Raw genomic sequence first — 17,297 nt, 5'->3', positions numbered from 1 at the left:
TCCCAGGGCTGGTTGGTGACCAAACGTCATGGTCAGCAGGCGCCGCTCAGGACGCCATCGGCCAGGGGCCGCGGTCGCCCGGCCGCGGCCGGGGCGGGTCCTCGCGGGGCGGCAGCGGCGGGTGGCCGGAGGAGCTGACCTCCTCCGGGTCCCACTCGCGGGACGGGGCGCTCAGGTGCGCCGGGCCGGCGATCGGGGGCAGCTTCCCGAAGCCGCTGAGGTCGAGCTGCGGCGTCCCGTCCTCGAGGCCGACCGACCAGTCGGTCAGGTCGTGGATCGAGAGGTCGACCGACGGCGCGGCGTCCGGGTCGAGCAGCTCGTCGACCGGCATCCCGGCCGTGGTGTCCTGCGCCAGGGCGGCGAGGATCCCCATCGCCGTCCAGTCCGGGACCGTCCCGTTCTGCAGGTGGCGCTGCATCGAGCGCTCCGCGACCTCGGCGTCGATCGCCAGGACGAGGCGCTCGGCGCCGTAGCGCTCGGACCAGGTCCACAGCATCGGCATCGGCAGGCCGCGCTCGGCGGCCCGCGAGAGGGTGCGCTCCGCGTCGGCGGCCGAGACCGTCTCACGCAGCACGCGGGCGAGGTCCGGGCGCGTGGCGCGCTCCGGGTGGGCGTTGACCCGCTCGCGCGTCGCCTGGGCGGCACGCGGCGAGGGGACGTCAGGGGTCCGTCGGACCGGCTTCGCCGGCATCGCGGTGATCAACCACACCAGGGCGGCGACGGAGACCAAGCACAGGCCGAGAATCATGGCTCTCTCCACTCTGCGCCCGGGACCTGTCCGCGCCCGGCCCCACCCCGACCTCGCGCGTCCGGAGGGGTAGACCGTCGTCCCGAGCGCGGTTTCTTCCCCACAGGTTGAGCAACAAGGTTCCCCGGTGACAAGCGCTCACACCAATCGCTCGTTCGTGGTCTGGACCACGGTCTCGACGGCACTCAGGTCCGCACCCGGACGGCCGACCCTCAGTGGTAGGTGACCCTCACCTTGTCGGTCACCGCCACCGACTGGCAGCCGAGCCGGATGCCGTCGGCGAGGTCGTCGTCGTCGAGCACGTCGTTGTGGAGCATCTTCACGTCGCCCTCGAGCAGGCGTACGGCGCACGCGGAGCACTCCCCCTCGCGGCAGGAGTACGGCGCCTTCACGCCCTTCGACTCGAGGTGGTCGAGCATCTTCGTGCCGGGCGCCCAGTCGTCGAAGGTGTACTCCTCGCCGTCCAGCTCCACCTCGAGCCGCACCGGGCCCTGCGGCCCGCCCTCGGCCGCGGGGGCCTCGGTCACGTCGTCGGCGTCGCGCTCGGCGTCCTCGATCTCGTGCTCGGCGACCTCGCGGTCGTGGAGGTCGCCGAAGGGGTTGCCGCCGAGGGAGACGAACTTCTCCTGGTGCCGGCGCTCGCGGGGGAACTCGAGGTCCTTGAGCGCGGCGATCGTCATCTTCATGAATGGCGCCGGGCCGCAGACGAACGCGTCGTACGACGTGAACGACGCCGCGAACGCGCGCATCTGCTCCTGGCTGGGCAGGCCCTGCACGGACTCGAGCCAGTGCACGACCTGGAGCCGGTCGGGGTTGGCCGCGGCGAGCTCGGTGAGCTCCTTCGCGAAGATCACCGACCGCTCGTCGCGGTTGGCGTAGAAGAGCACGATCCGGCCGGTGCCCTGCTGCAGCGCCGTGCGGGTGATCGAGATGACCGGCGTGATGCCGCTGCCGCCGGCGAAGAGCAGCAGGTCGGCGCTCAGCGAGGCGGGCGTGAAGATCCCGCTCGGCGGCAGCACCCGGATGCTGTCGCCCTCGCGGAGGTGGTCGCAGACCCAGTTGGACGCGTAGCCCTCGGCGGTCCGCTTGACGGTGACCGTCAGCGGCCCGCCGCCGATCGGGCTGCTGGACAGCGAGTAGCAGCGCGCCGCGACGCCGGTCTGGTCGGACGGCACCGCCAGGGTCAGGAACTGTCCCGGCTTGTAGGCGAACTGCTCCTCGGCACCGGCGGGGACCTCGAAGGAGATGGAGTGGGCGTCCGCGGTCTCCTCGACCACGTCCACGACCTTCAGCTCGAAGGACTCATCCGTCATGTAGTGCCCAGCTCCTTACGCTCGTCGGACAGGCGCGGCCCAGGCACGCACATCGCTTCCTCGGCATCGCTCGAAAGACGCCCGGTATGCCATCGCGACGCCGCGTTGCGCTGCACGCACCTGAACCACGCCTGCCTCGACGATCGCGCGTCGCTGGTCACTCAGTAACCGTCCTCGGCTCCGATGGGGATCTGGCCGTCGCGCACCGCGGCCTCGATGCTGGCGATCATCCTGGGGCAGGCGGGGAACGTGTCGCGCGCGCCCGTACGCCGAGACAGCTCCGGGCAGTGCCGGCGCGCCTCCGCGGTCCACTGGATCGAGGTGTGGTGCTCGCTGTTCTTCTTGACGCCGACCTTCGCCAGGCAGTCGAGGCAGGCGACCTCGACCAGCCGGGCCGAGGTGTAGAGGCGCTGGTCCTCGAGCGTGTCGGCGCTGGTGGGGACGAACGACGCCATGCTCAGGTGCCCGACATCATCTGCGGCTTCTCCGCCGGCTCGTCGGCGGAGGACTCGCCGGCGGCGTCCTCCTCCGCCTTCTTGCGGAGGTTCTCGGCGACCTCGTCCTGCCAGAACTCGTTGGCCTTCGTGGTGTCCACCTCGAACTCGAAGCGGTCCACCATCTCCGGGACGATGTCGGCCCGGTCGACGTAGTACTGCTCGTACCACCGGCGCAGCTGGTAGACGGGACCGTCCTCCTCGCAGAGCAGCGGGTTCTGCACCGGCACCTTGTTCTTCCAGATGTGCACGTCCTGGAGGAAGCCCTCGCCGAACATCTGGGCGTACTTCTTCGCGATGAAGTTGGCCGTCTTGTCGTCGAGGCCCTCGGGCTTCTTCACGATGATGCCGTACTGCAGCAGGAAGGAGTCCTGCCCCGTCGGGATGTGGTTGTTGAAGAGGATGACCTCGGTGTTGAAGCCCTTGTAGTCGGTGTCGAGCCAGTTGATCATGTACGACGGTCCGTAGTAGGTCGCCTCGGACTTGAGGAAGAGCTCGGCGTCGCCGTACCCGCCGGTCTTGTCGGGACGGCCCTTCGACTCCATGAACTGGGTCGCCTGGGTGCCCTCGAAGACGTTGCGGAAGCTGGTCGGGAAGGCGAAGTGCACGTAGTAGAAGTGCGCCATGTCCACGACGTTGTCGATGAGCTCGCGACAGTTGGAGCCGATGATGTGCTCCGACTCCCACACCCAGTCGGTGTAGAGGCCCTCCTCGATGCCGGGCAGCTCCGGCGGGAGGATGTCCATGTCCGGCTCGGAGCCCTCGACGTCGTGCCAGACCAGCACCTGCTGGTTGCGGATCGCCACGGGGTAGCGCTGGGTGCGCGCCCGCAGGGGCACGCGCCGCGCGTAGGGGATCTGCTTGCACTTGCCGTCGCCGCCCCAGCGCCAGTCGTGGAAGGGGCACGCCACCTCGTCCCCCTTGACCTCGCCCTGGGTGAGGTCGCCGCCCATGTGCCGGCAGTAGCCGTCGAGCACGTGGATCTCGCCCTGGGTGTCGGCCCAGACCACGAGCTTGGTGCCGAACGCCTCGATGCCGTGCGGCTTGCCGTCGCGGAAGCGCTCGGCGAGACCCAGGCAGTGCCAGCCCCGCGCGAACCGCTCCGGGGCCGTGCCCTGGTCGAGGGCGCGGACCTTGGTGTCGCTCATGCCTGCCTCCAAGCGTCGATCGAGCATCGTGTGGACCAAAACGAGAACAGGTTATAGTTTTCGAGGCCGGGATTCCAGCACACGAGAGCAAGCCAACGAAAGCAGCGTGCCCCATGCACATCGCCCTGACACCGGACCAGCAAGCGCTTCGTGAAGAGCTGCGCGAGTACTTCGCCGGCCTGGTCACGCCGGAGGTCAAGGCCGGCCTCGCGTCCGCGACCGGCGAGTTCGGCGACGACGTCGTCTACAAGAAGGTGATCCGCCAGCTCGGCACCGACGGCTGGCTCGGCATCGGCTGGCCGACGGAGTACGGCGGGCAGAACCGCTCGATGATCGAGCAGCTGATCTTCACCGACGCGGCCGCCGTGGCGGGCGTCCCGATCCCCTACCTGACGCTCAACACGGTCGGGCCGACGATCATGCGCTACGGCACCGACGAGCAGAAGGCCTCCTTCCTCCCCAAGATCCTGGCCGGCGACCTCCACTTCTCCATCGGCTACTCCGAGCCCGGCTCCGGCACCGACCTCGCCTCGCTCAAGACCCGCGCGGTCCGCGAGGGCGACGAGTGGGTGATCAACGGTCAGAAGATGTGGACCTCGCTGATCCAGTACGCCGACTGGATCTGGCTGGCCTGCCGCACCGATCCCGACCTGCCGCGCCACAAGGGCCTGTCGATGATCCTGGTCCCGGCCGGCGCCGAGGGCTTCTCCTACACCCCCGTGCACACGGTCGCGGGCGTCAGCACGAGCGCGACGTACTACGAGGACGTGCGCGTGCCGGCGTCCAACCTGGTCGGCGAGCTCAACGGCGGCTGGTCGCTGATGACCAACCAGCTCAACCACGAGCGGGTCGCGCTCACCTCGGCCGCTCCCCTGACGCACTCGATCGAGATGGTGCGCACCTGGGCGCAGGCGACGAAGGCGCCCAACGGCGAGCGGGTGATCGACAGCGAGTGGGTGCAGATCGCGCTGGGCCGGGCGCACGCCCGCGCGGAGGCGTTGCGGCTCATCAACTGGAAGCTCGCGGCCGACGCGGACGCCGGCGTCGACCTGTCCCCCGCCGAGGCGTCGGCCACCAAGATCTACGGCTCGGAGCTCGCGACCGAGGTCTACCGCACGCTGATGGAGATCGTCGGTCCCGAGGCCGGCATCACCGGTGCCTCCGAGGGTGCCGTGCTCCAGGGCCGCCTCGAGCGCTTCTACCGCTCCGCGCTGGTGATGACCTTCGGCGGCGGCACCAACGAGATCCAGCGCGACATCATCGGGTACGTCGGCCTCGGCCTCCCCGCAGCCAAGAGGAGCTGAACGAGATGGACTTCCGGTTCACCCAGGAGCAGGACGACGCCGCCGAGCTGGCGGCGAGCATCCTCGCGGACCGCGCCACCAACGAGCGCATGAAGGCCGTCGAGGCCGACGGGGACCGCTTCGACCGCGATCTGTGGAAGGCACTCGGCGACGCCGGCCTGCTCGGGCTCGCGCTGCCGGAGGAGTACGACGGCGCCGGGCTCGGCCTGGTCGAGCTCGCCCGCGTCCTCGTCGAGGTCGGCCGGGTCGTGGCGCCCGTCCCGCTGGCCGCCCACGGCCCCGCGTCCCGGCTGATCGCCGAGCACGGCACCGACGAGCAGCGGGCTGCCTGGCTGCCCCGCGCCGCGACGGGCGGCGTCGTGGTGACCGCCGCGATCGCCGAGGAGCGCGCGTGGGCGCCGGAGCGCCCGACCACGGTCGCCTCCCCCGACGGCGACGGCTACGTGCTCACCGGCAGCAAGGCCGTCGTCCCCGCCGGTCCCTACGCCGACCTCTTCCTGGTGCCCGCCGAGACGCCGTCCGGCGTCGGCGTCTTCCTGGTCGAGCCCGGCGACGCCGGCGTCACGGTGGTGGCCCAGCACTTCTCCGACCGTGATGCCGTGGCCCGGCTCGACCTCGACGGCGCGGTGCTCGGCGGCGACCGCCTGCTGGGCGGGGCCGACGGCACCGCCGATCGGCGGCTGCGCCAGCTGATGGTGCTCGGCGGTGCCGCGGAGCAGCTCGGGATCACCGAGGGTGCGCTGCGGCTGACCTCGTCGTACGCCACGTCGCGCGAGCAGTTCGGCCGCCCGATCGGGACCTTCCAGGCCGTGTCGCAGCGGCTCGCGGACGGCTACATCGACGTGCTCGGCCAGCGGCTCACGCTGTGGTCGGCCGCGTGGCGTCTCGACGAGGGTCTGCCGGCCGACACCGAGGTCGCGATCGCGAAGCTGTGGGCGGCCGACGCCGGTCACCGGATCGCGCACACGGCGGTGCACGTGCACGGCGGCGTCGGCATCGACCTCGACGGCGAGACGCACCGCTTCTTCACCTCGGCCAAGCGCTTCGAGTTCCTGCACGGCGGCGCCACCGAGCAGGCGCTGACCATCGGACGAGCGCTGGCCGCCGAGCCCGCATGACCATGCCCACCGTGCGCGGGCAGCTGCTCGCGCGGGTTGGTGACCAATCCCCCGGGCTCCTCTTCGAGGACTCCGCGTGGACCTGGGCGGAGGTCGTGCAGGAGTCCTGCGTGCGCGCGGCGGTGCTCGACGCGCTGCTGCCGTCGGGAGAGCCGCCGCACGTCGGGGTGCTGCTGGAGAACGTGCCCGAGTTCGCGTTCCTGCTGGGTGGCGCCGCGCTGGGTGGTGCGGTCGTGGTCGGGCTCAACCCGACCCGGCGCGGGGAGGCGCTCGCGGCCGACGTACGCCGCGCCGACGTGCAGCTCGTCGTGACGGACGCGGCGCACGCCGACCTGCTGGCCGAGGTCGACGTACCGGTGCTGCCGCTGGAGTCACCGGACTGGGACGGCCTGCTCGACCTGCACGCGGCCGCGGCCGTGCCGGACGTCGAGGTCGGGCCGGACGACCTGATGATGCTGATCTTCACCTCGGGCACGTCGGGCGACCCGAAGGCCGTCAACGTGACCCAGGCGAAGGTGGCCTACCCGGGGCAGTTCCTGTCCGAGCGGTTCGGGCTGTCGCCGGCGGACACGGCGTACCTCTCCATGCCGATGTTCCACTCCAACGCGATCATGGCCGGCTGGGGTCCGGCCCTGGCCGGCGGCGCGACCATCGCGCTGGCGCGGCGGTTCTCGGCGTCCGGCTTCCTGCCCGACGTCCGGCGCCACGGCGCGACGTACGCCAACTACGTCGGCAAGCCGCTCACCTACATCATGGCGACGCCCGAGGCGCCGGACGACGCGGACAACCCGCTGCGGCTGGTCTTCGGCAACGAGGCCAACGAGCGCGACATCGAGGCGTTCGGGAGGCGCTTCGGCTGCGTGGTCGTCGACTCCTACTCCTCGACGGAGAACGCCGTCGTCGTGCAGCGCGTCCCCGAGATGCCGGCGGGATCCCTCGGCCGTCCGGTCGACGGCGTGAAGGTGCTCGACCGCGAGACGATGGCGGAGGTCCCGGACGCGGTCTTCGGCCCCTCGGGCGAGCTGCTCAACGCCGAGGAGGCGACCGGCGAGCTGGTCAACACCGCCGGCGCGGGCGCGTTCGCGGGCTACTACAAGGATCCCGGAGCCGAGGCCGACCGGATGCGCGGCGGGATGTACTGGTCGGGCGACCTCGCCTATCGCGACGCCGACGGGTTCGTCTACTTCGCCGGCCGCACGGCCGACTGGCTGCGCGTGGACGGCGAGAACCTCGCCGCCGCGCCGATCGAGCGGATCCTGCTCCGTCACGCGGCGGTCTCCGAGGCCGCCGTCTACGCGGTGCCGGACGAGTCGGTCGGCGACCAGGTGATGGCTGCGCTCGTGCTCACCGGACCGCTCACTCCGGCTGAGCTGGAGGTCTTCCTCGCCGAGCAGGCCGACCTGCCCACCAAGGGCTGGCCGCGCTACGTCCGCGTCGTCGACACACTTCCCCGCACGGCCACGAACAAGGTGCTCAAGAGGACGCTGTCGGCCGAGGGCCCCACCGCCGGCGCAGGTGTGCTGTGGACCCGGGAGGCGCGGGGTCGGGCCTACCGCTAGCGGGCAGCGAGCCCGGCGAGCGCCGCGGCGAGGTCGGCGGCGACGACCACGTCGTCGAGCACCTCGCGACGGACGAAACCGGCACCGACCAGACCGTCGAGCGCCTCGAGCAGCGGCGTCCAGAAGCCACCGGGGTTGAGGAAGCCGACCGGGTCGTCGTTGAAGCCGATGTGTCGCCAGCTCCAGACCTCGACGATCTCCTCGAGCGTCCCGAGGCCGCCGGGCAGGCAGAGGAAGGCGTCGGCGAGGTCGGCCATCATCGCCTTGCGCTCGTGCATCGTCTCGACGACGTGCAGCTCGGTGAGGTCGTGGCGCCCCCACTCGCGCTCCACCATCGACCGCGGGATCACGCCGATCACCTCGCCACCTGCGTCCAGCGCACCCTGCGACACCTCCCCCATCAGGCCGCTGCCACCACCGCCGTAGACGAGGCCGAGGCCGCGCTCCGCGAGACCGCGGCCGACGTCGTACGCGACCGCGGACAGACTCGGGTCGGTGCCGGGGCCGGACCCGCAGAAGACGGCGATGCGGCGGAGGTCACGGCTCACGACGGGGAGCCTACGAGCACAGCCGCCAGTCGGTCGGCCGCCACGGCGTCGGCGTAGGGCAGGAAGAGCGAGGGTTCGACCAGCTCGACCTCGAGGACGACGAAGTGGCCGTCGTCGGCGCGGACCAGGTCGACCCGCGCGTACGCCGGGGTGCCGAAGCGCGCCGTGACCACGTCGACGGCGGCCCGGGCCACCGCGACCTGCTCGACGCTCGCCTCGTGCGGCGCGTTGGTCTCCTCCGCGAAGAGGTCGTCGACGGACCCGGCCCGGGGCAGCGCGACGCGCTTGCTCGCGGCGTGGCTGTAGCTGCCGCCCAGGAAGACCAGCGGCCACTCGCCGTCGGTGGCGACCGACGCGAGGTAGGGCTGCACGAGCGCGACCTGCCCGGCGGCGTGGAGCCGCTCGACGTGCGCGGTCGCGACGTCACGCTGGTCGGCGTCGTACGACGCGGCGTCGACGCTGCCCGCGCCGACGGCGGGCTTCACCACGAAGCCGCCGTCCGGGAAGCGCGGCTCCGACCCGGGTGGGACGAAGACGGTCGGCGTGATCGGGACACCGGCCTCCTCGAGCTCGGCCAGGTAGGCCTTGTCCAGGCTCCACCGGACCATCGCCGCCGGGTTGACCAGCTCGCTGGCCGCGTCGACGGCCTCCAGCCAGTCGAGGAAGGCCGGCAGGTGCTGGGGGTAGTCCCAGGCCGACCGCAGCACGACCCGGTCGAAGCCCGCCCAGTCGACGTCGGCGTCGTCCCAGTCGACGACCTCGACGGACACGCCGGTGCGCTCGAGCGCCGCCAGCGCGAGCGGCTCGTCCTCGTCGCGGCCGCGCGCCTCCGCCGTCGTCACCCATGCCAGTCGCCCGATCACGGCACGACCCTAGGAGGCGGCGCCGACGTCACGGCGCCGGGGACGGCTCCGCGTCGGCGTCGCTGAAGGGCGTGCCGCCACCGAAGGAGTCGGAGACCGCGGCGGCGTCGAGGACCCGGTACGGCGATCCGGCGGTCGTCGCCCGGCGGCGCAGCGTCTCGAGCGGGACCGCGCCGCGGGAGGCGACCACCACCAGGTTGCCGAGCCGCTTGGCGCGCAGGGTCGCCGGCTCGGCGGTGAGCAGCAGGTGCGGGAAGGCGGTGCGCAGCGAGGCCACGGCCCGCCGGGTCCAGCCGAAGGGCGCCCGGTCGGTGAGGTTGAGGGCGACCACGCCGTCCCCCAGCACACGGGCGGCGTCGGCGAAGAAGGCCGGCGTCACCAGGGATGCCGGCACCCGCGCGTCCGCGAACGCGTCGACGACCAGCAGGTCGACCGAGGAGTCGCGCAGGGCCGCGACCCCGGCCCGTCCGTCGACCGGGCGGACCTTGATCCCGCTGCCCCGCGACAGCGGGAGCTCGCGGCGCACCAGCTCGGTCACCCCGGCCGCCGGCTCGAGGACCACCTGCGCCGAGCGGGGGCGCGTGGCGGCGACGTACCGCGGCAGCGTCATCGCGGCCCCGCCGACGTGCACGACCCGCACCGCGGCGCCGGCGGGCGCGCAGGCGTCGACGACGTCGCCGAGTCGGCGTACGTACTCGAAGACCAGCCGGGTCGGGTCCGCGAGGTCGACGTACGACTGGTCCATCCCGGACATCCGCAGCACGAAGGAGCCGGCGCGGTCGGCCGGCAGGATCTCCACGCCCTCGGTGCCGTCGCTGCCCTCGGTCACGGGACGCAGCCTGCCACGGGACCTTGGTCCCCCCGGCTGGTGGCGGCCGTCCCTGCCGCCCCCTGCCCAGGAGAGCCGAGCGTGGACCCATGACTCCCGCCGGACAGAACTACCCGATCCACGAGCACACGTTCCTCTTCTGGGGCGTCTACCTCGGGATCGTCATCACGGTGACCTTCCTGGCCCTCGGGCTCTTCGTGTGGATGGTCCACCGCACCAGCCAGGCGACGCGGCCCGTGGACGCGACGCCGGAGCGCGACGCCCTTCCGGCCGCCGCTCCGGACCACCCGGCCGGCCTGCACGCCGCCTGACACCACACGATTCGGGGGAGCCCCGTCCGCGAGCGCCGCGGCTAGGTTCCCGGCATGAGCGTCCTGCGCTGGGGCGATGTCGGCCGCGCCCTCCTTGCGCTGCTCGGCGCCGCGCTCGGCATCGCGCTCTGCACCTGGCTGGTGCCGAGCTTCGAGACCGGAGGCTGGCGCGGCGTCCTCGTCACCGCCGTCCTGATCTCGGTCTGCGGCGCGCTGCTGCGGATCCTCCTCGTCCGGACAGCGGTGCTGCTCGGCTGGGTGGGCGCGATCCTCTCGGGCCTCCTCGGCCAGGCGCTCGCGGTCTGGGTCGTGGTCTACCTGCCGCAGGGCGGCGCCGCGAGCGACCTCGGCTGGGCGCTGCTCGCCGCGTGGATCATCGCCGCCGTCTCGACCCTCTTCGTCTGGGTCGCGACCGCCGGCACCGACGACGCCGTCACCGCCTCGCTGCTCCGTCGGGCGCGACGGCGGCGTACGACGGTGCCCGACCCCGAGGTCGACGGCGTGGTCTTCGTGCAGGCCGACGGGGTGCCGTGGCCGGTGCTCGACTGGTGCATCCACGCCGGCACCCTGCCGACGCTCTCCCGCTGGGTCCGCGGCGGCACGCACCGCGCCGTCGAGTGGCGGCCCAAGCTGCCCGCCACCACGCCGGCCAGCCAGATGGGCATCCTGCACGGCACCATCGAGGGCATCCCGGCCTTCCGCTGGGTCGACCGCCCGTCCGGCAAGGTCTACGTCGCCAACCGGCCCGCCGACGCCGCGGCCATCGAGGCGATGCACTCGGACGGCCGGGGCCTGCTGGTCGACGACGGCGTCTCGGTCAGCAACCTCTTCACCGGCGACGCGCCGACGGCGTACGCCACGATGAGCGCGATCGGCCGCGGCCAGCAGACGCGTGAGTCCCGGCAGACGATCTCGGAGTACCTCAGCCGGCCGGCGGGCTTCGCGCGCAGCATGTCGCGGGCGATCAGCGAGATCGGGCGCGAGCGCTTCCAGGCGGCGCGCGCCGTACGCCGCGACATCCGCCCGCGCGTGCACCGCGGCTGGGGCTTCGCCATGGAGCGCGCCGCGCTCACCGGGGTGATCCGCGACCTCAACACCACCCTGGTCGCGGACGCGATGCTGCGAGGGCGCCGCAGCATCTACGTGGACTACGTCGACTACGACGCGGTCGCCCACCACGCCGGCATCGTGCGGCCGGAGGCGCTCGACGCGCTGGCCGGCATCGACGCCGTCCTCGCCCAGCTCGAGGCGGTCGCCGCGGTCGCGCCGCGCACCTACCACCTGGTCGTGCTCTCCGACCACGGGCAGTCGCAGGGCGCCGTCTTCGCCGACCGGTACGGCGAGGACCTCGCCGCGCTCGTGTCGCGGCTGACCGACACCGCGACCGTGGCGTCGGTCGAGAACGCCGAGAGCAGTGGCTCGGTCACCTCCATGCTGGCCGGCGGCGGCGACACCGAGACGGTGCTCGGGCGCGCGCTGCAGCGGGCGTCGGAGCGGGCCACCGAGCGCGTCGAGGCGACCACCTTCGAGACCCGCCGGCCCGAGAAGGAGCAGGAGTTCCTGGTGTTCGGGTCCGGCAACCTCGGTCTCGTCTACGTCGCGGGCGAGGACCACCGGCTGACCCTCGACGAGCTGGCCGCTCGCTACCCCGCGCTCGTGCCGGGCCTCGTGGAGCACCCCGGCGTCGGGTTCGTCGTCGTGGACACCGCCGAGCACGGCCCCGTCGCGATCGGCGCCGGTGGCGAGCACCGCGTGCGCGACGGGGTGATCTCGGGCGAGGACCCGCTGGCGGCGTACGGCCCGCACGCGCCGGAGTTCGTGCTCCGGGCTGCGACGATGGCCGAGGCCCCGGACATCTACGTCAACAGCCTGATCGACGAGATCGGCGAGGTCGCGGCGTTCGAGGGGCTGGTGGCGTGCCACGGTGGTCTCGGCGGCTGGCAGGACCGGGGCATGGTGGTGCACCCGGTGGACTTCGAGATGCCCGAGGAGATGGTGGTGGGAGCGGACGCGCTGCACCGGGTGCTGGTCGGCTGGCTCGAGGGCCTGGGCCACCGGGCGGAGGTGCCGCGTGGCTGAGCCCGTCGTCCCCGCCCGCTTCTTCGTCCGCGGCGCCAACCTCAGCCGGCGCCCGGTCGACCTCACCCTGCTCGTCGTCGGCGTGCTGGTCGCCCTCTCCTGCGTGCGCGCCGCCGTCGACCGCGGCTCCCTCGACAGCGCCGTGCGCCACGTCGCCGACGACCTGCCCCGGTGGGTGACGACGCTCTTCGACATCTCCTACGCGCTCGGCACCGTCTACGTCGGCCTCGTGGCCGTCGCGGTGGTGCTGACGCTCCCGCGGCGTGGTCGGCTCCCGATCACCCTCGTGGTCGCCGTGGGGATCGCGATCGGGGCCACGCTGGTCGCCTCCCTCCTCGCTGGGGCCGGGCTCCCGGAGCTGGACCCGGGACCGGTGCGCGCCGGGTCACCGCACGGGTTCCCGACGCTGCGGGTGGCGATGGTGACGGCAGCGCTCCTCGCCCTGCGGCCGTGGGTGGTGCTGAGCTACCGACGGCTCCACGTCCTGGTCGTGTCGGTGCAGTGCGTGGCGGCCTGGGCGATCGGCATCGCCGGCCCGACCGACGTGCTCGGCGCGCTCGCGATCGGTGTCGCCGGGGCCAGCGCCGCCCTGATCCTCTTCGGCTCACCCGCCGGCCACCCCGAGCTCGGACAGGTGACCGGCAGCCTCCGGGGCCTCGGCCTCGAGCTCACCGACCTGCGCTTCGCGGAGGAGCAGCCGTGGGGCGCACGCCTGCTCCTCGCCACGGCCCCGGACGGCGCACCGGTCCTGGTCAAGGTCTACGGCCGCGACGCCACCGACGCCCACCGGGCCGCGCGGTGGTGGCGGATGCTGCTCTACCGCGACCAGACCGCACCCCAGGCCACCCGGCTCCAGCTGGTCGAGCACGAGGCGCTGGTGACGATCCTGGCCGACCGCGCGCTCGTCGGCGTCGACGACGTGCTCGCCGCGGCCGAGAGCGACGGGGACGCGATCATCGTGCTGGGGGCTCCGGCGGAGCCGCTCTCCGGCGTACCCGAGGTCGACGACGCCACCCTGCGCTCGGTCTGGGAGACCGTCGGCCGGCTGCACGGCGCCGGTCTCACCCACGGAGGCCTCACCCTCGACCGCGTCGCCGCGACCGAGCGCGGCGTCGTCCTCTCCGGCTTCGCCGACGGCACCGTCGCCGCCGGCGACGCCGAGCGCGCTCAGGAGCTCGCGACGCTGCTGACCGCCGTCGCCCACCAGGTCGGCCCCGACCGCGCGGTCGACGGGGCGGTCGAGGTCCTCGGCGCCGCACCGGTGGCGGCCGCCGTGCCCTACCTCCAGCGGGCCGCCCTCCCCCGGCCGCTGCGCTCCGCCGACGGGATGAAGCAGCTGCTGGGCGACCTGCAGACGACGGTCGTGGACCGCACCGGCACCGAGCCACCGCCGCCGGCCGAGATCACCCGGGTGAGCTGGGGCGGGCTGCTGCAGACGGCGCTGATCCTCGTCGCGGCGTACGCCCTGCTCAGCACGCTGGTGGGCCTCGACTGGGCGACCGTGTGGGACACCTGGCGCAACGCGACGTGGGCGTGGGTGGTGATCGGCCTGGTGATCGCGCAGGTCACCTCGGTCGCGGACTCCGTGACCACGATGTCGGCCGTGACCACCCGGCTGCCGCTGCTGCCCCTGGTGCAGCTGCAGTACGCCATCAAGACCGTCGGGCTGGCCATCTCCGCGACGGTCGGACGGGTCGCGCTCAACACCTCGCTCTTCCGTCGGTACGGCGAGGGACCGGCCGCTGCCGTCACCGCCAGCGCCCTCGACTCCTTCGCCGGCGCGCTCTGCAACGTCCTCGTGGTCGCGGTCGGGCTGCTCTTCGCACAGTCGCTGCCCGACTTCGCGCTGTCGAGCCCGACGGACCTCGGCAAGATCGTCCTCGCCCTCGCCGTCGCGGTGGGGATCTCGGTCGTGGTGGTCGCGGCGGTCCCGAAGCTGCGCGCGCGGGTGGTCCTGGTCGTCCGCAGCGGCTGGGAGGCGCTGAGCGTCGTCACCCAGAGCCCGACCCGCGCTCTCGTGCTCGTCGGCAGCAACCTCGCGTCGCTGCTGATCACCGCGGTCGCCATGGCCTGCATGGTCGAGGGCCTGCAGCCGTCACTGCCCTACACCCAGGTCCTCTTCGTGACCGCCGCTGCCGCCCTCTTCGCCAGCATCATCCCGGTGCCCGGCAACGTCGGCGTCGGCGAGGCCGCCATCGCCGCCGGCCTGGTCGCGATGGGCATGGACAGCGGTCCCGCCTTCGCGATCGCGGTCACCCAGCGGATCGCGACGTCGTACCTGCCGCCCGTCTACGGCGCCTGGGCGCTGCGCTGGCTGCGCCGCGAGGACTACGTCGACTGACGCGCCCCCGTGGCCCGGCCTCGCGGGGAGGGGATTGGTCACCAACCTGCGGTTTCCGGACCGATCTCCCGGGGTTGGTGACCAATCCCCATGGCCTGGGACCGCGATCCGAGCCGCGGGGTTTGGTCACCAACCCCATGTCACAGGCCCGATTCGACCAGGTTGGTGACCAATCCCGCCCGGCGGATCAGTCCTGGACGAGCCGCTGCGCGAGCGTGCTGCGCATGGTGGCGATCGCCCGGCTGCGCAGCTGCGACGCGCGGGACTCGGTCACGCCGAGGATCGTGCCGATCTCGCTGAGCGTGAAGCCCTCGAAGAAGTAGAGCGCCATCACGATCCGGTCCCGCTCGGGGAGCTGCGTGAGCGCGGATCGCACCAGGTCGCGGTTCTCCTCGCTCTCGAAGAGGTCGTCGAGCTGCGACACGCCCTCGCTGACGCCCGCGAGGTCGTCGTCGGCAGCCACCGACACCGTCATCGGCCGGGTCAGGGAGGAGCGCAGGTCGGCCACCGGGATGCCCGTCTCGGCCGAGATCTCCTGCTCGGTCGGCGCGCGACCGAGGTCCTCGTGGAGTCGCTCGGTCGCCCGCTCGACCGTCCGGACCCGGCCCCGGACCGACCGGGGCACCCAGTCCGCCGCACGCAGGCTGTCCATGATCGCGCCGCGGATCCGCGGCACGGCGTACGTCGGGAACTGGAGCCCGCGACCCGGGTCGAAGCGGTCGACGGCGTTCATCAGGCCGAGGATCCCCTCGGACACCAGGTCGGCGGTCTCGATGCTCGACGGCAGCTCGGCACGCATCCGGCCGGCGACGTACTTCACCAGGGGTGAGTACTGCAGCACCAGCTGGTTGCGCAGCTCCGGCGACCGGCGCTGCTGGTAGTCGTGCCAGATCTCGGGCAGCGCGCCGCGCGGGCGGGTGGTCGTCTCGGTCATCGTGGTCCTCAGTCGTCCAGGAACCTGAGCTCGGCGAGCACGCTGGCCGCCCGGTGCGGGTCCGGCGCCGCGTCGTCGGCGACCTCGACGACGTCCTCCGCCGTCTCCGCCACCTCCGGCGCATCCGGCACCAGCGGTACGACGGGCGCCAGGGCCACCAGCGAGGGGACCTCGGTCAGCGGCTCGAGCCCGGGCTCGGGCGTGAGCCGGAGCTCCGGCTCGGGCGTGAGCTCGACCCCCGGCTCCGGCGCGTCGGCCACCACGTGCAGCAGGGGCGCGAACCACGGCTCGTCGTCCGGCGGCGCGGCGGGCACCAGCGGTACGACGGGCGCCACCTGCGCCACGGGCGAGGAGGGCACCCGCACGCGGGCACCGCCGGCGGTCGGGAGGCCGAGCAGCACCCGGGTGAGCGCCGCGAGGTCGTCCTGGAGCTGCTGGACACCGGCGGCCGTGCGGCCGTCCATCGGGTCCTGCTCCCGAGAGAGGTCAGTCATCCTGCACTCCGTCCGATCGGGTATCGATGGTCTCGCTCTCATCACCCATATCGGTGAACTTCGGGCCGGGGTTGACGCCGGTCTGGACCAGATACGCGACATCGTGCTCGGAAATGTGCGCAGAAATAGACCCGGAAATGCCCCGGAAATGGACGATGGCGCACCGCGGGCTCGCGGTGCGCCATCGGGGGGCCGGGGACCTGCTCAGGCGCAGGCTCCCGCGGGCTTGTCGGCCGCCGACGTACCGACCACCAGGCCGCCGTCGAGCGAGTCGTACCAGAAGAACTTGTTGTCGCTGCCGGCGTCGTTGGTGCCGGTGATGCAGTAGCCGTCGGCGTCGCCGATCACCTCGATCTCGTTCCCCTTCGACACCTTGAAGCCGGCGTCCGAGTCCACGAGCTCGGTCAGGCTCGTCGCGTACGTCTGGTTGTCGGTGTAGTAGGTCTCCTGCGCCGTCGCGGCGGCCTTGAGGTCGGACTCGATGCCCGCGTCCACGGCCTTCTGGCGCTGGTTGAGGAAGATCGGGATCGCGATCGCGGCGAGGATGCCGACGATGACGATGACGACGAGGAGCTCGATCAGGGTGAAGCCCTGGTCCTTCTCCTCGAGGGACTTCTTGAGTCGCTGGATCACGGTTCGCTCCTGGGTGCTGTGGTGTGGGCGTCTTGCCAGCAGGGGTGTCGGAGGGCCGACGGAGCGGGTTGACGGTGGTCTGGACCGGCGGGCCGGGTCAGGACACCAGGTCCCAGGAGTCGAGGTCGGCGCACGCCCCCAGGGGCTGCGTCGTGGCCAGCCCGCCGCCGGTCGAGTCGAACCAGTAGAAGCCGCCCGCACCGCCGTCCCTCGTGGCGCCCGGGTGGTGAGCGCGGATGCAGTAGCGGTCGGCGTCCACGGCGACCTCGACGACGGCCTCGGCCGAGGCCTTCCACCCCACGGCCCGCAGGTCCGCCAGCCGCTCCGGGGCGGTCGCGCCGGACAGGTAGGTGTGGTGGTCGACGAAGACGGTCTCCTCGATGGTCGCCAGGGTCTTCACGTCGGTCTCGAGCGAGGCGTCGTACGCCTTCTCGCGCTGGTGCAGGTAGATCGGGATCGCGATCGCGGCGAGCAGGCCGACGATCACGATCACCACGAGCAGCTCGACGAGGGTGAAGCCCTCGTCGAGCGCGCGTCGACGACGGTTGTCACGCATGGTCCTTCTCCGTCCTGGGGGTGGG

17 protein-coding genes are annotated in these 17,297 nt (G+C 72.6%); 6 read left to right on the top strand and 11 right to left on the bottom strand.

The window, feature by feature from the left end; translation table 11 throughout:
• Positions 1-46: 46 nt before the first annotated feature.
• From K8U61_RS21840 to K8U61_RS21825, 4 genes are all read right to left on the bottom strand, one after another.
• Entirely contained in the window at positions 47-748 is a 702-nt protein-coding gene (locus K8U61_RS21840; protein ID WP_224124358.1) for a hypothetical protein, read from the bottom strand.
• A gap of 212 nt (positions 749-960) precedes the next feature.
• Positions 961-2,061: a 2Fe-2S iron-sulfur cluster-binding protein gene (locus K8U61_RS21835; RefSeq protein WP_224124359.1), complete on the bottom strand. Its 1,101-nt coding sequence runs from the start codon at positions 2,059-2,061 to the stop codon at positions 961-963.
• 161 nt (positions 2,062-2,222) lie between these two features.
• A complete protein-coding gene (locus tag K8U61_RS21830) occupies positions 2,223-2,516 on the bottom strand; it encodes a hypothetical protein (RefSeq protein WP_224124360.1) in 294 nt (97 codons plus the stop codon).
• A 2-nt stretch (positions 2,517-2,518) separates the two neighbouring features.
• Positions 2,519-3,703: a 3-ketosteroid-9-alpha-monooxygenase, oxygenase component gene (locus tag K8U61_RS21825; RefSeq protein ID WP_224124361.1), complete on the bottom strand. Its 1,185-nt coding sequence runs from the start codon at positions 3,701-3,703 to the stop codon at positions 2,519-2,521.
• A gap of 113 nt (positions 3,704-3,816) precedes the next feature.
• Between K8U61_RS21825 and K8U61_RS21820 the strand changes: the two genes are divergently transcribed.
• The 3 genes from K8U61_RS21820 to K8U61_RS21810 are packed head-to-tail and all read left to right on the top strand — an operon-like array spanning position 3,817 to position 7,684.
• Complete coding sequence (locus K8U61_RS21820) at positions 3,817-5,007, top strand: acyl-CoA dehydrogenase family protein (RefSeq protein ID WP_224124362.1); 1,191 nt, start codon at positions 3,817-3,819, stop codon at positions 5,005-5,007.
• A gap of 5 nt (positions 5,008-5,012) precedes the next feature.
• A complete protein-coding gene (locus tag K8U61_RS21815) occupies positions 5,013-6,125 on the top strand; it encodes an acyl-CoA dehydrogenase family protein (protein WP_224124363.1) in 1,113 nt (370 codons plus the stop codon).
• Complete coding sequence (locus K8U61_RS21810; RefSeq protein ID WP_224124364.1) at positions 6,122-7,684, top strand: long-chain-fatty-acid--CoA ligase; 1,563 nt, start codon at positions 6,122-6,124, stop codon at positions 7,682-7,684. Before K8U61_RS21815 ends, K8U61_RS21810 begins: the two co-directional genes overlap by 4 nt.
• Here the strand turns inward: K8U61_RS21810 and K8U61_RS21805 are convergent.
• From K8U61_RS21805 to K8U61_RS21795, 3 genes are read right to left on the bottom strand one after another with little or no spacing between them, the layout of a single operon-like run.
• Positions 7,681-8,232, bottom strand: coding sequence for an LOG family protein (locus K8U61_RS21805; RefSeq protein ID WP_224124365.1), 552 nt, complete (start codon positions 8,230-8,232; stop codon positions 7,681-7,683). The two genes, K8U61_RS21810 and K8U61_RS21805, sit on opposite strands and share 4 nt — an antisense overlap.
• On the bottom strand, positions 8,229-9,095 hold the full coding sequence (locus tag K8U61_RS21800; protein ID WP_224124366.1) for an ATP-grasp domain-containing protein: 867 nt from the start codon (positions 9,093-9,095) through the stop codon (positions 8,229-8,231). The genes K8U61_RS21805 and K8U61_RS21800 overlap by 4 nt, the downstream gene beginning before the upstream one ends.
• A 28-nt stretch (positions 9,096-9,123) precedes the next feature.
• On the bottom strand, positions 9,124-9,924 hold the full coding sequence (locus tag K8U61_RS21795; RefSeq protein WP_224124367.1) for a spermidine synthase: 801 nt from the start codon (positions 9,922-9,924) through the stop codon (positions 9,124-9,126).
• 89 nt (positions 9,925-10,013) lie between these two features.
• Between K8U61_RS21795 and K8U61_RS21790 the strand changes: the two genes are divergently transcribed.
• From K8U61_RS21790 to K8U61_RS25595, 3 genes are read left to right on the top strand one after another with little or no spacing between them, the layout of a single operon-like run.
• Positions 10,014-10,235: a hypothetical protein gene (locus K8U61_RS21790; RefSeq protein ID WP_224124368.1), complete on the top strand. Its 222-nt coding sequence runs from the start codon at positions 10,014-10,016 to the stop codon at positions 10,233-10,235.
• Between the two features lie 54 nt (positions 10,236-10,289).
• Positions 10,290-12,314 (top strand): alkaline phosphatase family protein, encoded by a 2,025-nt coding sequence (locus K8U61_RS21785; RefSeq protein WP_224124369.1) that lies wholly within the window; start codon positions 10,290-10,292, stop codon positions 12,312-12,314.
• Complete coding sequence (locus K8U61_RS25595) at positions 12,307-14,655, top strand: lysylphosphatidylglycerol synthase transmembrane domain-containing protein (RefSeq protein WP_224124370.1); 2,349 nt, start codon at positions 12,307-12,309, stop codon at positions 14,653-14,655. The genes K8U61_RS21785 and K8U61_RS25595 overlap by 8 nt, the downstream gene beginning before the upstream one ends.
• A gap of 187 nt (positions 14,656-14,842) precedes the next feature.
• On the opposite strand, the gene K8U61_RS21775 is transcribed toward K8U61_RS25595, so the two are convergent.
• The 4 genes from K8U61_RS21775 to K8U61_RS21760 form a co-directional block, all read right to left on the bottom strand.
• Positions 14,843-15,589, bottom strand: a complete 747-nt coding sequence (locus tag K8U61_RS21775; RefSeq protein ID WP_224124371.1) for a FliA/WhiG family RNA polymerase sigma factor — start codon at positions 15,587-15,589, stop codon at positions 14,843-14,845.
• An 8-nt stretch (positions 15,590-15,597) separates the two neighbouring features.
• Positions 15,598-16,083: a hypothetical protein gene (locus K8U61_RS21770; protein ID WP_224124372.1), complete on the bottom strand. Its 486-nt coding sequence runs from the start codon at positions 16,081-16,083 to the stop codon at positions 15,598-15,600.
• A gap of 204 nt (positions 16,084-16,287) precedes the next feature.
• On the bottom strand, positions 16,288-16,716 hold the full coding sequence (locus tag K8U61_RS21765; protein WP_224124373.1) for a type IV pilin protein: 429 nt from the start codon (positions 16,714-16,716) through the stop codon (positions 16,288-16,290).
• A 97-nt stretch (positions 16,717-16,813) separates the two neighbouring features.
• A complete protein-coding gene (locus K8U61_RS21760) occupies positions 16,814-17,272 on the bottom strand; it encodes a prepilin-type N-terminal cleavage/methylation domain-containing protein (protein WP_224124374.1) in 459 nt (152 codons plus the stop codon).
• Positions 17,273-17,297: the final 25 nt, after the last annotated feature.

The sequence above is a fragment of the Nocardioides mangrovi genome (assembly GCF_020073815.1).
Taxonomy (GTDB): Bacteria; Actinomycetota; Actinomycetes; order Propionibacteriales; family Nocardioidaceae; genus Nocardioides; species Nocardioides mangrovi.
Note: the sequence above shows the minus strand (reverse complement) of the source record. Positions and strands in the feature narration are given on the sequence as shown.

Bases quoted from the DNA above. Each gene is read 5' to 3' on its own strand.
- K8U61_RS21835 (WP_224124359.1), bottom strand. From the start codon at position 2,061: ATGACGGATGAGTCCTTCGAGCTGAAGGTCGTGGACGTGGTCGAGGAG.
- K8U61_RS21820 (WP_224124362.1), top strand. From the start codon at position 3,817: ATGCACATCGCCCTGACACCGGACCAGCAAGCGCTTCGTGAAGAGCTG.
- K8U61_RS21815 (WP_224124363.1), top strand. From the start codon at position 5,013: ATGGACTTCCGGTTCACCCAGGAGCAGGACGACGCCGCCGAGCTGGCG.
- K8U61_RS21825 (WP_224124361.1), bottom strand. From the start codon at position 3,703: ATGAGCGACACCAAGGTCCGCGCCCTCGACCAGGGCACGGCCCCGGAG.
- K8U61_RS21840 (WP_224124358.1), bottom strand. From the start codon at position 748: ATGATTCTCGGCCTGTGCTTGGTCTCCGTCGCCGCCCTGGTGTGGTTG.
- K8U61_RS21770 (WP_224124372.1), bottom strand. From the start codon at position 16,083: ATGACTGACCTCTCTCGGGAGCAGGACCCGATGGACGGCCGCACGGCC.
- K8U61_RS21810 (WP_224124364.1), top strand. From the start codon at position 6,122: ATGACCATGCCCACCGTGCGCGGGCAGCTGCTCGCGCGGGTTGGTGAC.
- K8U61_RS21785 (WP_224124369.1), top strand. From the start codon at position 10,290: ATGAGCGTCCTGCGCTGGGGCGATGTCGGCCGCGCCCTCCTTGCGCTG.
- K8U61_RS21760 (WP_224124374.1), bottom strand. From the start codon at position 17,272: ATGCGTGACAACCGTCGTCGACGCGCGCTCGACGAGGGCTTCACCCTC.
- K8U61_RS21830 (WP_224124360.1), bottom strand. From the start codon at position 2,516: ATGGCGTCGTTCGTCCCCACCAGCGCCGACACGCTCGAGGACCAGCGC.
- K8U61_RS21790 (WP_224124368.1), top strand. From the start codon at position 10,014: ATGACTCCCGCCGGACAGAACTACCCGATCCACGAGCACACGTTCCTC.
- K8U61_RS21775 (WP_224124371.1), bottom strand. From the start codon at position 15,589: ATGACCGAGACGACCACCCGCCCGCGCGGCGCGCTGCCCGAGATCTGG.